Source organism: Flavobacterium mekongense (assembly GCF_047038255.1).
Classification (GTDB): domain Bacteria; phylum Bacteroidota; class Bacteroidia; order Flavobacteriales; family Flavobacteriaceae; genus Flavobacterium; species Flavobacterium mekongense.
Map to the genome: position 1 here is coordinate 1,076,130 of NZ_CP174374.1, position 16,554 is coordinate 1,092,683.

16 protein-coding genes and 1 tRNA gene are annotated in these 16,554 nt (G+C 38.2%); 10 read left to right on the forward strand and 7 right to left on the reverse strand.

The genetic code is table 11. The features are described from left to right. Window positions 1-6 precede the first annotated feature (6 nt). From hemW to ACJG85_RS04580, 7 genes are all read left to right on the forward strand, one after another. The gene (gene hemW / locus ACJG85_RS04550; RefSeq protein WP_412477023.1) at window positions 7-1,140 is read left to right on the forward strand and encodes a radical SAM family heme chaperone HemW; all 1,134 of its coding nucleotides are present in this window, start codon (window positions 7-9) and stop codon (window positions 1,138-1,140) included. A gap of 47 nt (window positions 1,141-1,187) precedes the next feature. Next, window positions 1,188-1,565 carry a GxxExxY protein gene (locus ACJG85_RS04555; RefSeq protein ID WP_409676128.1) on the forward strand — a complete coding sequence of 126 codons (378 nt, stop codon included), beginning with the start codon at window positions 1,188-1,190 and terminating at the stop codon, window positions 1,563-1,565. A 49-nt stretch (window positions 1,566-1,614) separates the two neighbouring features. Further along, on the forward strand, window positions 1,615-2,367 hold the full coding sequence (locus ACJG85_RS04560; RefSeq protein ID WP_412477024.1) for a cyclase family protein: 753 nt from the start codon (window positions 1,615-1,617) through the stop codon (window positions 2,365-2,367). 40 nt (window positions 2,368-2,407) lie between these two features. Beyond that, a complete protein-coding gene (locus tag ACJG85_RS04565) occupies window positions 2,408-2,722 on the forward strand; it encodes a four helix bundle protein (RefSeq protein WP_409676134.1) in 315 nt (104 codons plus the stop codon). A 72-nt stretch (window positions 2,723-2,794) separates the two neighbouring features. Further along, complete coding sequence (locus tag ACJG85_RS04570) at window positions 2,795-3,166, forward strand: MmcQ/YjbR family DNA-binding protein (RefSeq protein ID WP_412477025.1); 372 nt, start codon at window positions 2,795-2,797, stop codon at window positions 3,164-3,166. A gap of 51 nt (window positions 3,167-3,217) precedes the next feature. Next, entirely contained in the window at window positions 3,218-3,922 is a 705-nt protein-coding gene (locus ACJG85_RS04575; RefSeq protein WP_412464997.1) for a PH domain-containing protein, read from the forward strand. Between the two features lie 119 nt (window positions 3,923-4,041). Next, window positions 4,042-5,238 carry an NAD(P)/FAD-dependent oxidoreductase gene (locus ACJG85_RS04580; protein WP_409676144.1) on the forward strand — a complete coding sequence of 399 codons (1,197 nt, stop codon included), beginning with the start codon at window positions 4,042-4,044 and terminating at the stop codon, window positions 5,236-5,238. A gap of 37 nt (window positions 5,239-5,275) precedes the next feature. On the opposite strand, the gene ACJG85_RS04585 is transcribed toward ACJG85_RS04580, so the two are convergent. Next, the gene (locus tag ACJG85_RS04585) at window positions 5,276-6,376 is read right to left on the reverse strand and encodes a DUF4407 domain-containing protein (RefSeq protein ID WP_412477026.1); all 1,101 of its coding nucleotides are present in this window, start codon (window positions 6,374-6,376) and stop codon (window positions 5,276-5,278) included. A gap of 341 nt (window positions 6,377-6,717) precedes the next feature. Here ACJG85_RS04585 and ACJG85_RS04590 point away from each other — a divergent pair, with 341 nt between their 5' ends. Beyond that, on the forward strand, window positions 6,718-9,111 hold the full coding sequence (locus tag ACJG85_RS04590) for a DUF7619 domain-containing protein (RefSeq protein WP_412477027.1): 2,394 nt from the start codon (window positions 6,718-6,720) through the stop codon (window positions 9,109-9,111). Window positions 9,112-9,118: 7 nt separating this feature from the next. Here the strand turns inward: ACJG85_RS04590 and ACJG85_RS04595 are convergent, their stop codons facing one another. Then, window positions 9,119-9,541, reverse strand: a complete 423-nt coding sequence (locus tag ACJG85_RS04595; protein WP_412477028.1) for a hypothetical protein — start codon at window positions 9,539-9,541, stop codon at window positions 9,119-9,121. A gap of 50 nt (window positions 9,542-9,591) precedes the next feature. Then, a complete protein-coding gene (locus ACJG85_RS04600) occupies window positions 9,592-10,980 on the reverse strand; it encodes a dipeptidase (RefSeq protein WP_412477029.1) in 1,389 nt (462 codons plus the stop codon). A gap of 111 nt (window positions 10,981-11,091) precedes the next feature. On the opposite strand from ACJG85_RS04600, the gene ACJG85_RS04605 reads away from it, so the two are divergent. Next, window positions 11,092-11,173: transfer RNA gene (locus tag ACJG85_RS04605), tRNA-Leu, on the forward strand. 239 nt (window positions 11,174-11,412) lie between these two features. Then, window positions 11,413-12,177: a hypothetical protein gene (locus tag ACJG85_RS04610; protein ID WP_409676159.1), complete on the forward strand. Its 765-nt coding sequence runs from the start codon at window positions 11,413-11,415 to the stop codon at window positions 12,175-12,177. Between the two features lie 29 nt (window positions 12,178-12,206). On the opposite strand, the gene ACJG85_RS04615 is transcribed toward ACJG85_RS04610, so the two are convergent. The 4 genes from ACJG85_RS04615 to ACJG85_RS04630 form a co-directional block, all read right to left on the reverse strand. Then, window positions 12,207-13,973, reverse strand: coding sequence for a DUF885 domain-containing protein (locus ACJG85_RS04615; protein WP_412477030.1), 1,767 nt, complete (start codon window positions 13,971-13,973; stop codon window positions 12,207-12,209). A gap of 67 nt (window positions 13,974-14,040) precedes the next feature. Next, window positions 14,041-14,403 (reverse strand): nuclear transport factor 2 family protein, encoded by a 363-nt coding sequence (locus ACJG85_RS04620; protein WP_412477031.1) that lies wholly within the window; start codon window positions 14,401-14,403, stop codon window positions 14,041-14,043. A 91-nt stretch (window positions 14,404-14,494) separates the two neighbouring features. Next, window positions 14,495-15,382: a pseudouridine synthase gene (locus tag ACJG85_RS04625; protein WP_409676168.1), complete on the reverse strand. Its 888-nt coding sequence runs from the start codon at window positions 15,380-15,382 to the stop codon at window positions 14,495-14,497. Between the two features lie 237 nt (window positions 15,383-15,619). Next, the gene (locus ACJG85_RS04630; RefSeq protein ID WP_412465003.1) at window positions 15,620-16,546 is read right to left on the reverse strand and encodes a geranylgeranylglycerol-phosphate geranylgeranyltransferase; all 927 of its coding nucleotides are present in this window, start codon (window positions 16,544-16,546) and stop codon (window positions 15,620-15,622) included. Window positions 16,547-16,554 lie beyond the last annotated feature (8 nt).

Genomic DNA, 16,554 nt, shown 5'->3' on the forward strand with positions numbered 1-16,554 from the left:
AGACTTATGTCTGGCATTTATATTCATATTCCCTTCTGCAAACAAGCTTGTCATTACTGCGACTTCCACTTTTCGACTTCCCTGAAGAAGAAAGACGAAATGGTTTCGGCTTTGGCGAACGAAATCGCCATGCGAAAAGACGAGTTTAAGGATGAGGTTGTGGAAACCATTTACTTTGGTGGTGGCACTCCCAGTATATTGGAGATTGCTGATTTAAGATGGTTGATTGAGGAAGTGTTTCAGCATTATAATGTCACTGAAAATCCCGAAATTACGGTTGAAGCCAATCCCGATGATTTATCCGAAGAGCGCATTATTGCATTATCACAAAACAAAGTCAACCGATTAAGTATCGGCATCCAATCTTTTTTTGAAGACGATTTAAAACTAATGAATCGCGCACACAATGTAGCCGAAGCCAAAAAGTGTTTAGAAATGGCTACCAAATATTTCGACAACATTACCATCGATTTGATTTTCGGTATGCCCGAGATGAGCCGAGAAAAATGGTTGCAAAATATCCAAACGGCTTTGTCCTACAACATTCCGCATATTTCAAGTTATGCTTTGACTGTCGAACCGAAAACAGCCTTACATCAGTTCATTCAAAAAGGAGTGATTCCACCTCTGGATGACGATTTGGCGCAAGAGCATTTTCAGCTATTGGTAGACACTCTGGAAGAACACGGTTTTGTGCATTACGAGTTGTCTAATTTTGGTAAAGAAGGCTATTTCTCTAAGAATAATTCGAGTTATTGGCTAGGCAAAAAGTACCTCGGCATCGGACCATCGGCGCATAGTTATGACGGAGAAAAACGCGGCTGGAATGTCGCCAATAATTCCCTTTACCTGAAATCATTAGCCGAAAATAAGTTGCCGATTGAAATCGAAACCCTAACCAAAACCGACCGTTACAACGAATACATCATGACCGGTTTGCGTACCATTTGGGGTGTTTCTTTGAATAGAATCGAAACGGAATTCGGCGCCAACTATCTTAATTATTTACAACAACAAGCCGCCAAATACATAGATGACCATTTGCTTTTTGTAGACGATAATATTCTCCGAACGACCAAAAGAGGTAAGTTTTTAAGCGATGGAATTGCGTCCGACTTATTTTTGCTAAATTTGGAATGATATAACCGCAAAGCACGCTAAGAATTAAGCAAGGAACGCAGAAGATTATGACAGAAAATGAATTGTCTAAAGTTGTATTTGATTGTGCTTTAAAAGTTCACCAAGCATTAGGTCCTGGTCTCTTAGAAAGTGCTTATGAAGAGTGTTTGTTTTATGAGTTAAAAAAAAATGGTTTAGATGTTCAGAAGCAAAAAGCACTTCCGCTTGTTTATGAAGAGGTTAAGCTCGATGTTGGTTATAGAATTGATATTATTGTAGAAAACAAATTGATTATAGAAGTTAAATCTGTTGAGACATTGAATGATGTTCATTTTGCACAACTCTTAACCTATTTGAAATTGACAAATTGTAAGTTAGGATTGCTAATCAATTTTAATGTATCATTAATAAAAAACGGAATAAAAAGAATTGTAAATAATCTTTAATCCCTTGCGAACACCGCGTAATTCTTTGCGCACTTTGCGGTTAAATCCTATGAAAGCGACTATAAACCACCACCAAATCGACTTATCAAAACCCATTGATATTTCCATTCCGTTAACCAATACCGAGGACAATCCTATCGCGTGGTATATTGAAAAGCCTGTGATTGAACCGGTGAAATTTGGTAGTTGGGTAGGGAAAGTCTCGGAAGGCAGTTCGACCAACTTTAACAACATCTTTTTCAACCCGCACGGACATGGCACGCACACCGAATGTTTAGGTCATATCACCAAAGCATTTTACAGCATCAATCAATGTTTGAAGCAGTTTTTCTTCACGGCCGAGTTGATTACAGTGGCGCCCGAAAGTGTGGTAGACGATTTTATCATCACCAAATTCCAAATAGTAAATGCTTTAAACGGTAAAACTCCGGAAGCGCTTGTTATTCGAACCTTGCCGAACGAAGAGAGTAAAAAACACAAAAACTATTCACACACCAATCCGCCCTACTTGTCAGAAGACGCAGCGACTTTCATCCGAGAAATCGGAATTAAACATTTGCTGATTGATTTGCCCAGCGTAGATAGGGAAGAAGACGAAGGACGATTGGTAGCACACAAAGCCTTTTGGAATGTAAAAGACGTTAATAATCTTAACCCCGATGCGAGATTGGATTGCACCATAACCGAAATGATTTATGTAAACGATGAAGTGCAAGACGGCAATTATATTTTGAACCTGCAAATAGCTTCTTTTGAAAACGATGCTTCACCAAGTAAACCAATTCTCTATAGTTTGGAGTAAGGAGTTTAGAGTTAGGAGATAATAGTTAGTAGTTTATATTATGGATTATAGAGATTTATTGGCTTATAAAAAATCATTTGCCTTAGCGATGAGGATATTTGATATTTCAAAACAGTTTCCAAAAGAAGAACAGTATTCTTTAACAGATCAAATCAGAAGGAGTTCAAGGAGTGTTACTGTTACTATAACAGAATCATACAGAAAAAGACGTTATCCAAAGAATTTTTTAAGCAAACTAACTGATGCTGAAGCTGAAAATTCCGAGACACAAGTATGGTTGGATTTCTCAATTGCCTGTGGTTATATCAAAGAAGCAGAATACGAAGAACTTACAGCTATAAATAATGAAGTATGATGAATAATCAAGATAAATTTGGTTCAAGCAAAATTTAAACTCCAAACTAATTACTCTCAACTCTCAACTAAAATGAATATCCAACAACTCTACGAATTCTGTCTTTCCAAAAAAGGTGTCACCGAACATTTCCCGTTTGATGAAGATACTTTGGTGTTTAAGGTAGGCGGGAAAATGTTTTGCCTGACTTCTTTAAAAGAATGGGAAAATAACACGCCATCTCTCAATTTAAAATGTGATCCGGAGCGTGCCGAAGTGCTTCGGGCCGAATATGATGCCATCAATCCCGGCTATCACATGAGTAAGATCCATTGGAATACGATTGCGTTTCACAGTGATGTTTCCGATAAAATGATGTGTGAACTCATCAATCATTCTTACGATTTGGTTTTCAAAAGTTTGACAAAAAAAAGTCAAAACGAAATTCTTCAAAACGATAATTAGGCATTACTTTTGCAAAGCGATAGCAATACAAAATCTTAGAAATTTTTTACCATGTTAGATAATTTAAAGAAAATACTAAACGAAGACCAAGATCCTAAGGCGATTGAGAAAATCACAGCCAAGTTGGACAATCTTTTAATGAGCCATGAAGAAGTAGGTTACATTGCCGTACAAAAAAAGCCGGCGGTTAACATGTTTCCCGACAGCATAGTGGTAACCAACAAACGAATCATTCTTTGTAAGCCTAAAAACTTGGGTTTGTCAATGGAATTCATTGATTACGATTGGGATGATATTGAAGCCAGCTTTGTAAAAGAAGGCATTTTGGGTGCCGATTTTACCTTTACCACCAAATCCGACTTAACGCATACCGTAGATTATTTGCCTAAAAACCAAGCGCGAAAACTCTACACTTTTGCCAAAGAACAATTGGATTTATTAAAAAATCCACAAGTGACAACGGTTGTTCAAGAGCAACCTAAGGAGGAGGAAGTAATAGAAACGCCAATCGCAACGGCTGAGGTAGTGGAAGAAGTGACCACCGAAGAAGTAACCGACTTTGCCGAAATTATTCCGGTGGCCCAATCCGGCTATCGAGATGAAAAACAGTTTCCGGATGATCGTTCCGGTTTGGCTGAATTGTCACAAGACGAATTGTTTGAAAAACTCAGCAATTACAAAAAATTACTTGACAACGGATTAATCTTGCAAGGTGAATACGATCGTTTAAAGGCCGAAGTTTTAAAGCATATGTAGTATTATAGCTATTAGATATAAACCCGCATTGAGCGGGTTTTTTTATATCTTAACTGTAACAATTGATACTTTACAGTAATTGTAAACGGGCTAACTTTATACTGTTAAAATCGATAATCATGACAACAGTAGTAATTGGAGGAAGCTTTGCCGGGATGACAGCAGCCCTCGAGATTAAGAGAAAAGATAAAGACCATAAGGTAATTTTAATTGATAAGTCGCCTTTGTTTTTATTTATTCCGTCACTTATTTGGGTGCCTTTCGGGCGCAGGGACATCAAAGATATTTCGTTTAGAAAAGAAGGGATATTAACTCAAAAAGGGGTTGATTTTGTGCATGCTGAGGCCTTAAGTGTTGATCCGAAAATCCAAGTGGTGACAACCGATAAAGGTAATTTTCATTACGACCATTTAGTGATAGCCACCGGTCCGAAAGTGAAATATGATATTGCTCCCGGGGTTGCAGAATATACCCATTATATTGGTACGCCAAATGGTGCTATGAAAGCCAGAAAAGCTTTAGAAGAATTTAAAAAGAATCCCGGACCGATAGTCATTGGAGCAACACAAAATGCCGGTTGTATGGGAGCGGCGTATGAATTTCTTTTTAATGTAGAAAAATGGTTGAGAGAGCAAAATATTCGCAAGAAAGTCGATTTGTATTGGATTACCCCGGAAGATTACTTGGGCCATTTCGGGATAGACGGGATGCCAATGGGCGAAAGTATGTTAAAGTCATTTATGAAAATGTTCAACATCCATTACAGAACCCAAGTTGGTGTTGAAGAAGTAAACGAAGGAAGTATAAAACTAACTACAGGAGAAGTGTTGCCATTTGCATTTTCGATGTTGATGCCGCCATTTATCGGGGTGGATTTTGTAACCAACTCACCGGCACTTAACGCTACACCAAACGGTTATATTAATGTAGGCGATGACTACCGACACAAAGATTATCCAAACATTTGGGCTGCAGGAATAGCGGTTAATGTAGTATTGCCATTTACGCCAAAAACAGTCCCTTTTGCCGCCCCAAAAACCGGATATCCTTCCGATGAAACCGGTAAGATTGTGGCAGAAAACATTGTTAGAGTAGCCCATGGAAGAACCGATTTGAAGAAAAAAGCTTGGGGGAAAATTATGGGATTGTGTATTATGGATTGCGGCAAAAAAGAAGTTATTATTTTTTCAGATCATTTGTTCAAACCCCGCAACTTTGCCATCATGATTCCGAATGTGATTTACGATTTTAACAAAGTTATTTTAGAAAAGTATTTCATGTGGAAAAGTAAACACGGGTATTCATTTTTGCCTTAAAAGAAACCCTGATGTGTCATCACATCAGGGTTTCTTATTATATTGATTTTTTCTGTTTATCTACAAAACCATCTGCTTGTAGTTTAAGCAATTCAATGGCGCCTTTTTTCTTGTATTGGTAAACGTCTTTGTCTTCACGGATATCGGCGTATACTTTGTCGTAAATGTCAGCATCGGTTTTTTGTTGTAACTCGCTTTGATAACGATTTTGTGCTAAAATGTTTTTCAAACTCATTTCGGCGTCTTCTTGTTTTAAATCGTATTCGCCTTTCGGAGATAGCAATTTGGCAAAAATCGGAGAAGTTTCAATGGCCAAAAATAACAACATGATGAAGAACGACGGCAACCAGGGTAATTTACCTAAGGCGTTGATTCGTGCCATCAAACCATCAAAATTGTCTATTACGGGTTGACTTTCGGAAACTTTTTTGTCTAAGTCGGCTTGTAGGGTTTTGCTTCGGGCTTCTTTTTCGGCGATTAACTTGGCGTTGGTTATTTTTAGCGAATCGAGTTGTTTCACGGCAACATCATGAGCGGCTCGTTTCTCCTTGTAAATGGGGCCTTTACCCATTTTTTTGGTTCCTGCAGTGCCTTCAGCTTCGGTAATATAGGCATGGTATAAAGCCGACACTTCTTTTTCTTTTTGGGTGATGGCCGACTTCAAACTGTCTGTCTCCGCCTTGTTTTTATCTACATCGCTTTTGAAGTAATTGGTAACCTGATTTTTATTGGCAATCGCCATTTCATTTTTTTCTTTCAATAAAACGGTATTGATTTCTTTTTCAAAAATTTTGATTTCCAAAGGTTTCGAAATGACTATAGCGATAATGATAGCCAATACAATTCGCGGCGATGCCTGAATGAATTCATCCAGAAAGCTGTCTCTTTTTTTAATGGTTGAAACAATGAAGCGGTCCAAATTGAAAATTAAAAATCCCCAAACCAAGCCAAAGAAAACGGCGGTGTAAAGATTGTCAAAAACGGTGTAAAGTGCATAACTGGCGGCTATAAAAGCCATGACTGCAGTAAAAAATACGGTGGCACCTATGCCTGCGTATTTGTTTTGTTCGCCATTGGAACAAGAGTTCACAATGTGGGTGTCAACACCCGAACACAGAAGGAAAAAACGTTTTAACATGATGATTGATTTGCAACCTGAATTGTATTCAGATTAGGTTGATGATTGATGATTAGTGCAAATTTAAAGCCAAATGTTTCAATCGAATGATTGTCAACGCATTTTATTATAATCTTATTGTGTTTTCTTGTTGTTATGGAGAATAGAGGTTAATGAATTAAGTCGTTTATTAATAGGTATGTAGCTGTACATTTTTCTTGAAATAGAGTGTCTTGAAAAGTTATGGTTGAAGTCATTTTTTGTCCAAGATTTAAAATGTGAAAACTTAAGGTAGCTGTTTTTTTACACTCCAACTGAAAAATAAAAATAAAATAGTACATTTATGGAGTAAAACGCTGTTTATGAGAAACTTTTGTCTAGTCTTTTTTTTGGTTTTAACTACTGTTGTTAACGGTCAGATTATCAGTTTTCCGGATGCTAATTTTAAAGCAAAATTATTGCAAGCTAATGTTGCATTGAGCGATGATCCTGATTTAGTTTACCTTGATGCCAATAGCGATGGTGAATTAGAAGTTAGTGAAGTAGCAAATGTATGGCAGCTGGATGTTTCTAATTCGAATATTTCAAATTTATCCGGATTAGAGTATTTTACAGCTCTAAAATTTCTTGATTGCAGCAATAATTCGTTGACTTCTATAACAATTGCAGCACCCATTGCGATAGCCAGCTTGAATGCCAGTCACAATCTGCTTACTTCAGTAACGGTCAATTGGGATACTAGTGATGAAAGCGGTTTGGATTTGAGTTATAACAACCTGACTTCTTTTACAATAGTGCCCGGAGATTATTATGACACTATTAATTTAAGCCACAACCAGTTAACCGATTTAACCATCAATAATGCCAACATTAGCTATTTTTATGTGGATTATAATAATTTATCTTCCATACAAGTTATGGGTTATGCATCAGTTTATTTTAGTGCAAGTTTTAGGCACAATCAATTCTCTTTATTAGATCTTTCTCTTTTTCAATTTGGTAATGAATGTAATGTTTATTTAGGATATAATACCATTGACAACGTCTATTTTAACGAAGGAATACAGCCGGGGAATATTTATTACTCCTCAGACAAAACATTTTTTGATTTGGGGAATTACAGCGTCATCACCTCCTGTGATCCGGAGTATCAGGGATTTGTTAGAATCGAAGACTCACCTAATTTGCAACAACTTATTCTAAAAAACGGTTTCAATCATACAACGATTACTTGTGATGAAGGCGGAAATATTTTTGAAAATTCGGCCTTGTTACTAAGTATAGTGAATTGCCCTGATCTGTCATTTATTTGTGTTGATGAAGGAGAACGGCCTAATATTCAAGATAGAATTAATCAATTAGGATTGCAAAATCAAATTCAGGTTAATTCATATTGTAGTTTTACTCCCGGCGGCGAATATTATTCGGTAACGGGTGACATAAGATATGACTCAACGGGTAATGGTTGCGATACTAACGACTTTGCAGTTCCTTTCCAAGAATTTACCATTACCAATGGTAACGAAACAGGTACTATAATTTCGGATGCAACAGGAATGTATTCCCTAAATCTTGGAGGTGGTATGTATACGATTACACCAATCTTACAAAATCCGTCTTTGTTTACACTATCTCCTTCAAGTGTAACGGCAAATTTTCCATCGCAAACCAGTCCGTTAAACCAAAGTTTCTGTTTGTCAGCCACTGTACCAATGCATGATTTTGATGTTACATTAATTCCAAACGGTCCAGCCGTACCTGGATTTGAAGCTCATTATGCTCTGGTTTATAAAAACACCGGTAATGTTATTGACACCGGAAATATAGTGCTCCATTTTAATGACAATACTTTAGATTTTGTATCAGCCTCAACTCTTCCCATCGGCAATACTAACGGAGTTTTGAGTTGGACATTTTCCAATTTACTGCCTTTTGAAAGCAGAACTATCAATGTTACCTTCAATTTGAACAGTCCGATGGACACACCGCCATTAAATGCTGATGATATTTTGAGTTTTAACTCGTCTATAGCAGAAACCGGAGCGTCACAGCCTTATTTGAATGATCATACCTTTAATCAAACAGTTGTAAACTCATTCGATCCTAATGATAAAGTTTGTCTGGAAGGGGAGAATCTCAGTAGTAACTATATCGGGGAATATGTTTCCTATCGCATACGATTTGAAAATACAGGGACATTCCCTGCGCAAAATGTTGTAATTAAGGATGTTATTGATGCTACTAAGTTTGATGTTGCCACCTTGACACCGATCTCAGGAAGTCATAATTTTTTCACCAGAATCAATGGAAATGTAGTTGAATTTATTTTTCATAATATCAATTTGCCCTTTGACGATGCCAATAATGACGGCTATGTGGTTTTCAAAATTAAGCTGTTGTCAAGTGTGACTCAAGGCGTAACCTTTAGCAATCAGGCAAGTATATACTTCGATTATAATTTTCCAATAGTAACCAATACCGCCAGTTCTGTTATTAATACTTTGGGGCAAAGTGATTTCGATTCTGAAATTAAATTTACGATTTCCCCCATTCCGGTTAAAAATAGTTTGACAATTCAGGCAAATCAGTTGATGGAAATCAAATCCATTGAAATCTATAATTCTTTAGGTCAAATTGTCCAAAAAGAGATAGGAAATCAGCATCAAATAGATGTTTCTGCCTTAGCTAAGGGAAGTTACTTTATAAGATTGCGAACAGCCAACAATACCAGCGTCAAACAGTTTTTAAAAGAGTAGAAAGCATTTATAATTTTGTTTCAGAAATAAGTTCTCCTTTTTGGTATTTCTTAACGCCAATGGCTTGACCTTTAGCGTTGTAAAAAATCCATTCGCCTATGATGTACCAATGCGTACCATCGGCTTCTTCCACCATCATAGATTGGCCTTTGGCCGTTATTCGGCCTTTTTGGTCAAAAGTGGTGATGTTACAAATACTGTCATTGTACTGCTCTTTTTTAACCAGTTTTCGGTTTTCAAAATAACGCCAAGTTTTAATTTCTATACTCTTTTTATAGCGTCCTTTTGATTTGAGCAGTACACCGTTCACCGTGTCCTTATAAACCCATTTGCCTTCCCGATGATGGTTGATGGTTTGATTGGTTTTGCAACTTTGTAAAAGTACTGCAAGTCCAAAAAGAGAACTAAGTAAAACTCGATTTTGAGTCATAAGTAAAAAAATCCGTTTACTAAGAAACGGATTTTCAAGTTATTTATTGTTTATTTGGATAATTCCACAAAATACTTGTAAAAAAGCGGTATCGTCTCAATCCCTTTTAAGTAATTGAAAATCCCAAAATGTTCGTTGGGTGAGTGAATGGCATCAGAATCTAAACCAAAGCCCATTAAGATGGTTTTTGATTTCAGTTCTTTTTCAAACAAGGCCACAATCGGAATGCTACCGCCGGAACGCACCGGTATGGCCGGAACGCCGAAGGTTTCAGTATACGCTTTGTTGGCAGCTTGGTAACCAATACTGTCGATAGGCGTTACATAGCCTTGACCACCGTGGTGAGGCGTTACCTTAACTTTAACCGCTTTAGGAGCAATGCTTTCGAAGTATTTTTGGAACAATTCGGTGATTTCTTCCCAATCTTGGTTGGGTACCAAACGCGTCGAAATTTTGGCGTAGGCTTTACTGGCAATGACCGTTTTAGCGCCTTCACCGGTGTATCCGCCCCAAATGCCGTTCACGTCTAAAGTAGGGCGAATGGAATTTCTTTCGTTGGTGCTGTAACCGGTTTCTCCGTAAACATCTTCAATATCCAAAGCCTTTTTATAGGCTTCTTCGCTGTACGGACGTTTGGCCATTTCTGCTCTTTCGGCAGCCGATAATTCTTCTACTTTATCATAAAAACCCGGGATGGTAATGTGATTGTTTTCGTCGTGTAACGAAGCAATCATTTTAGTCAACACATTGATAGGATTGGCCACAGCGCCACCGTATAACCCGGAGTGTAAGTCTCTGTTTGGCCCCGTCACTTCCACTTCCACATAACTCAAACCGCGTAAACCGGTGGTGATGGAAGGTTGTTGGTTGGAAATCATTCCGGTATCGGAAATTAAAATCACGTCGCAGCTCAGTTTTTCTTGGTTTCTTTCTACGAACCAGCCTAAACTTTTGGAGCCGACTTCCTCTTCACCTTCAATCATAAATTTCACGTTGCACGGCAAATAATTGTTAGCAATCATATATTCGAAAGCCTTTACGTGCATGTACATTTGGCCTTTGTCATCGCAGGCACCGCGGGCAAAAATGGCGCCGTCGGGGTGAATTTCGGTGGTTTTGATGACTGGTTCAAACGGAGGTGATGTCCACAATTCCATAGGGTCAGGTGGTTGCACATCGTAATGACCGTAAACCAAAACTGTAGGTAAATTTTTGTCGATGATGTGTTCTCCGAAAACAATGGGATAACCCGGCGTTTCGCAAATTTCCACCAATTGGCACCCGGCTTTTTCCAAACTGGCTTTTACTGCTTCTGCCGTATTGATAACATCCTGAGAATAAGCACTGTCGGCACTTACGGAAGGAATTTTTAAAAGTTCATTGAGTTCTTCAATAAAACGTTCTTTGTTTTGCTGAACGTAGTGTTTAATATTATCCATTTTTGAAATTAAATTGTAGTATTCAAATTTACTCAAAAAAGGCATTTAAAAAAATTCACAATTCATAATTCGTAATTAATAATTATCTTTATATTTGCACTCACAATTTTAGCGGGTATGGCGAAATTGGTAGACGTGCCAGACTTAGGATCTGGTGCCGCAAGGCGTGTAGGTTCGAGTCCTATTACCCGCACAACAAAAGCCCTGACTTTAGTCAGGGCTTTTTTTTGTGTATAGGATGAGAAGTTTATCCCGATACTTCGGGAAGTCCTATTACCCGCAAAGAAGTCCAAATGAGAGTTTGGACTTCTTTAAGCTTTTAATTTTGGTTAATAATATGTTTACAGTTTGTTGTTTATGAAACTGTTAAATTTTGAAAATTGGATTATTTTTACAGCATCAATAGTAATTTGATGTAAATCTTTTAATCTAATGAAGGGGAAAAAGCTTATGATAACTGTGGTTTTGGCAATTATTGGTTTTGTTTTATTGGCCTTATCCGGCTATTTATTATACAGAAACAATGCTAATTCGATGTCTGTTGAAAAACAGAAACAATTAGAAGAAGCCATCAAGCAAATTGAGGTTTTAAATGCCGAGATTGTGGAGAAAGATAAGTTTGTGGATGAAGCAGAACAAAAATTAAAAAGCCACAAATTTGATGTATTTACCTTAGCACCGGGACAAAATATTCCAATAGTTGAAATTGTTGATAATGACTTAAGCGAAGGCACTACGGTTGATGAAGGCAATAAAAAAGTGCACAAACTGATGTACCACCATCAAATTCGTTTTTCCTTAGTGAATGCCGGCAAAAGCGCTATGAAAGACGTAATTTTTTCCATTAAAGATGATTACAATAAAGGCAAAGAGAAAAAGAAAAAAACCAAGGGCGACGCCAGTATCAATTACTTAGGCAAGAAAATTGACGACAATGAAATGGGCGAATATGAGAATTTTGAAATTCCTACGCTGAATTTGAAATCTAAAAAATTGCTCTATACCAGTAATCTTCCGAGTAGTTTTGGGGTTGGTGATTACGAATACCATTTGGTAGTAGAATGGAGCCAAGGTTTTTATCAAATGTTTATCAAAATTGAAGAAATAGACGGTAAATTAAAATATACTTACGAGTTTTTTGATGTGAACGGTAAAACTATTGATTTCAGCAATCTCGAAAAAAGCATTAGCAATTAAAAAGCCGCTCATTCGAGCGGCTTTTTTGTTTATTTTCCTGTGGCAATCCAACGGTTTATTTTTTGTTCTAACAACGCCAACGGCATCACACCCGATTCTAATACTTTTTGGTGGAAGACTTTGATGTCAAAATTTTTGCCCATTTTTTGTTCGGCATTTTTACGCAATTCCATAATTTTCAACTGTCCGATTTTGTACGATAAAGCTTGTCCGGGGATTGCCATATAACGTTCAATTTCGGCTATAATACTGGCTTCGCTTTCTGCTTCGTTTTCTAAAGAATATTGAATGGCTTGTTCGCGTGTCCAGCCTTTGGTGTGCAATCCGGTGTCAACCACCAAACGGATGGCACGGTGCATCTCGTTACCCAACATACCGAAATATTGGTACGGATCTTTGTACAAGCCCAATTCTTTTCCTAAACTTTCGGTGTACAAAGCCCAACCTTCGCCATAAGCACCAAACCAGTTGAACTTTCTAAAGTCGGGCAATTGTTGGTTTTCTTGCTGGAGTGAAATTTGAAAATGATGGCCCGGAATGGCTTCATGTAAAAACAAATCTTCATCGCCGTAATAATTGTAATTGGCAACATCCGGAATCGGCACGTAAAATGTTCCCGGTCTTGAACCGTCTGCGGCACCTTGAGAATACTCGGCACTGGCGGTTTTTTCACGGAATGCTTCCGTACGTTTTACACGGAATGCGGTTTTTGGCTGTAAAGAGAAAAATTTATTTACATTTGGTTTGATGATGTCATGGATGCGCTCAAAGTTGGCAATCACTTCCTCCGGTTTTTTAAATGGTTTTAACTCAGGTTTGTTGCGCACATGGTCAAAAAACTCGATGATGGTGCCTTTAAAACCTACTTGTGCTTTTACTTTTTCCATCTCGGCTTTGATACGAGCCACTTCTTTCAATCCGATTTCATGGATTTCCTCCGGCGTTTTATCGGTGGTTGTCCATTGTTTTACAAACACTTTGTACAATTCATTCCCGCCTTTTATACTGCCGATGCCACTGGTGGTGCGGCAAGCCGGAATGTACTCCGCTTTCATAAACGCAATGAATTTTTCGAACTGCGGATTGAGTTTTTTGGTGATTAAAGTAGCATAGGCTTTGGCGAATTTGTTTTTTTGCATCGGACTAAAGTCGGATGGGAATTTTTTACAGCTCGAGTAAAACAAATGGTCTTCTACTTTTGGCGTGAGCAAATCCTGAAATTGCGGTACAATCTTTTCGGCTAATACTCTCGGGATAACCACTTTTTCCTTGATTCCTTTTTTCATGTACACCATAGCTGAGTCGAGCCAAACGGTGTAAGCGTCCATTCTTTTTAGGAAATTCTGATAGTCTTTTTCGGTTTTAAAAGGTTGCGCACTTTCGGCACTGGCGTATTGTCCCATGGTCAAATGTGTACCCCAAAATTGTTGAATCGGCATCAGATTGGCATTTTGTTGGAGCATTTCTTTGCCTACGGCAATTTCCCAAGCCATGATGTCGTAACTGTTTTTTTCTTCTTCAGACAACGAAGTGGTGTCAACGGTTGTCAGTTGTTTTTCGTATTTGTTGTAAAAATCCGCTTGTTTTTTGCGATGCGAATCGGTCATTTCAAAAACCAATTGGTCGTTGAACTGACTTTGACCGTTTTGAGTGGCATCCAGCGGATTTAAAGCGTTTTTATCTTCAAAATACGTTTTAGTGATGGCATTGATGTCACCGTTTTTTTCTTCCGATTTGCAACTTGTGAATAAAACAGTTAATAAAATAGCCGTGGAAAAAGTGTATAAGTTTCTCATGGTTAATGGTTTAGTAATGGTAAAACTATTGGTTTTTATTTAAACTGATTGTTAAGGCTTTGGTAAATTATCCGTGATACACGCGAGAAGCAATGATACGATTTTCTTTGATTTCTAATACTTCCGCCACCAACATTTCGGGTTCATCGGTTACTGTTCTAACATATTCCATAAAAACCCTATCGGTATTGGCCGTTAGCGAAGTAACTCGGTAATGTAAACTGGGTAAACGATCGAACGCATCTTGCCACCAAGTTCTTAAGGCGTCTTTACCGGTTACTAAACCTTGGGTTTCCGGATGGCGGACTTTGAGTTTCGGACTGAAATGCTCGGCTTCGTCGTCGTAAAGCGATAGTAATTTTTCCAAGTTGTGCGCATTGAAGGCTTCAAACCAAAGATGCGCAATAGAAAGGTTTTTTTCTGCTGACATAGAATTGTTTTTTACCACAAGATTAAGTTTGTGGTTGGTCATAAAAAAATCCCAACTCAATGGGATTTTATAAGGGTAAATATAGTTGTTTTTACAGGTTTTTCAAATTGATGATTTCCTGTTCGGTTAAGAAACGCCAATTGCCACGCGGCAAGTTCTTTTTAGTCAAGCCTGCAAACGAAACGCGGTCGATTTTTAGAACATCGTATTTGAAATTTTCAAAGATGGCACGAACAACCTTAACGTTAGGAGTTCTGAGTTTTAAGCCGATTTCGGTTTTGGGTTCGCCATCGATATACGAGATTTCGTCTACAAATAATTTGTGTCCGTCTAAAGTTACGCCGCCGGCAATTTTTTCTAAGTCTTCAAACTTTAGATTGCGGTCTAAGCTGACTTGGTAAATCTTGGTGGATTTTTGGTTCGGCAAACTGAATTTGCGAATCATATCGGTGTCGTTGGTAAAAACCAATAATCCGGTGGTGTTTTTATCCATGCGACCAATGGGTTGGATTTTGGCTTTGGTAGCTGCGCGAACCAACTCTAATACATTGCGATGGTCGGCATCGTCTTCGTTAGAGGTGGTGAAGTTTTTCGGTTTGTTGAGCAAAATATATTCTTTGCGCTCCGGTGTGATTACAGTGCCGTCAAAGTTTACGACATCGCCGGGTTTGACTTTGTAACCCATTTCGGTGATGACTTCGCCATTTACTTTTACGTTACCGGATTGGATGTAAATATCAGCATCGCGACGGGAGCAAACGCCCGAGTTAGCAATGTATTTGTTCAAACGAATGTCGTCTGACTTTAACGGTTTTGGGATGTTGTTTACCGGCTTAACGGTTTTTTTTGGAGCGGTTGCATCCTTAGTTGGCTTGGCTTTTTTCGGGGCTTGAGCTCGCTTTGGCAGTCCACCCGGAATTGACTTTTTCGAATTTGTTCGAGAGCTGCTTTTTTTATTATTGCCTTCCTTCTTATTCATAATGCTTTATTTAACGTCATTCTGTTCAGCCCTTTTGGCTCAGAATTTTGGCAAAGATACGCATTTCAATGGCTTATACCGCCGATTACTATACCGTAGTTTGAATTTAGCCCCGATTGGAACTAACTATCCTTTTTTATTTTAGGTAAGATATCTCGATTGCATTGGACGTTACAAATAAAAAAGATAGTGTGGAAAGCGGGAATAAGGTGTAGCAATGGTACTGACCTATTGCTCCTAACGAACTATAGTTTCCACTATTTTTTTGCCGTGAAGCAAGACCGACGGATTGATGAGTACGATGCAAAAGACTCCGGAAACCACTAAGAATTTCAATATGTTATGCAGTTTTAAATAATCCGGTTTGGTATTGGATTTCCACAATTTTTGGAGGAAGAACATTAGGATGATTAGGCTGACGTAGAAATAGAGGTCCATGTAGCCCACTTCAAAAATTTCGATTAAATAGTAAATCGGAATCAGTGTAGAAACGGTGAGCGCGGTGATGATTTTTTTGGCAAAAGTTTCGCCATACAGTACGGGTATGGTTTGGTAATCGTTGGCGACATCGCCTTTAAGGTTTTCCAAATCTTTGATCATTTCGCGGATGAGAATGAGCAAAAACAAGAACGTGGCGTGGGCGAATATTTCGGGGTATAAGTTTTTGTAATACAGTAAAATGGCAAAAAACGGGAGAACGGCTAAGAAAGCTGCAGTCAGATTCCCGACTATGGTGATTTTTTTGAGTTTATGCGAGTAAAACCAAATCAGGAAGATGTAAGTTGAGAAGAATAGTACGGCTCTAAACGATACAAAAAAGGCCAACAGAAAAACCACAAAGTTCACGGTGAAATAAACTTGCAGTTTGGTTTTTTGACTCACTAATCGGTCGAGTTGCGATTTGTTGGGGCGATTGATTAAGTCCTTTTTGCTGTCGTAAAAATTGTTGATGATATAGCCTGAAGCGATGGTTAGGCCTGAAACCAATACAATGATAAACAAGTTGAAATCGAGCAATACATCGAGCGCTCTTTTTTCGGAAGCCATAATGAAAATAGCCGATAAATATTGGGCTAAGGCAATAATAGGAATATTGTAACCGCGCACCACAGAAAACATACTGATGATTTTCAGTACGGTGTGTTTGGTTTTTCGGCTAAGCATTTTGGGAG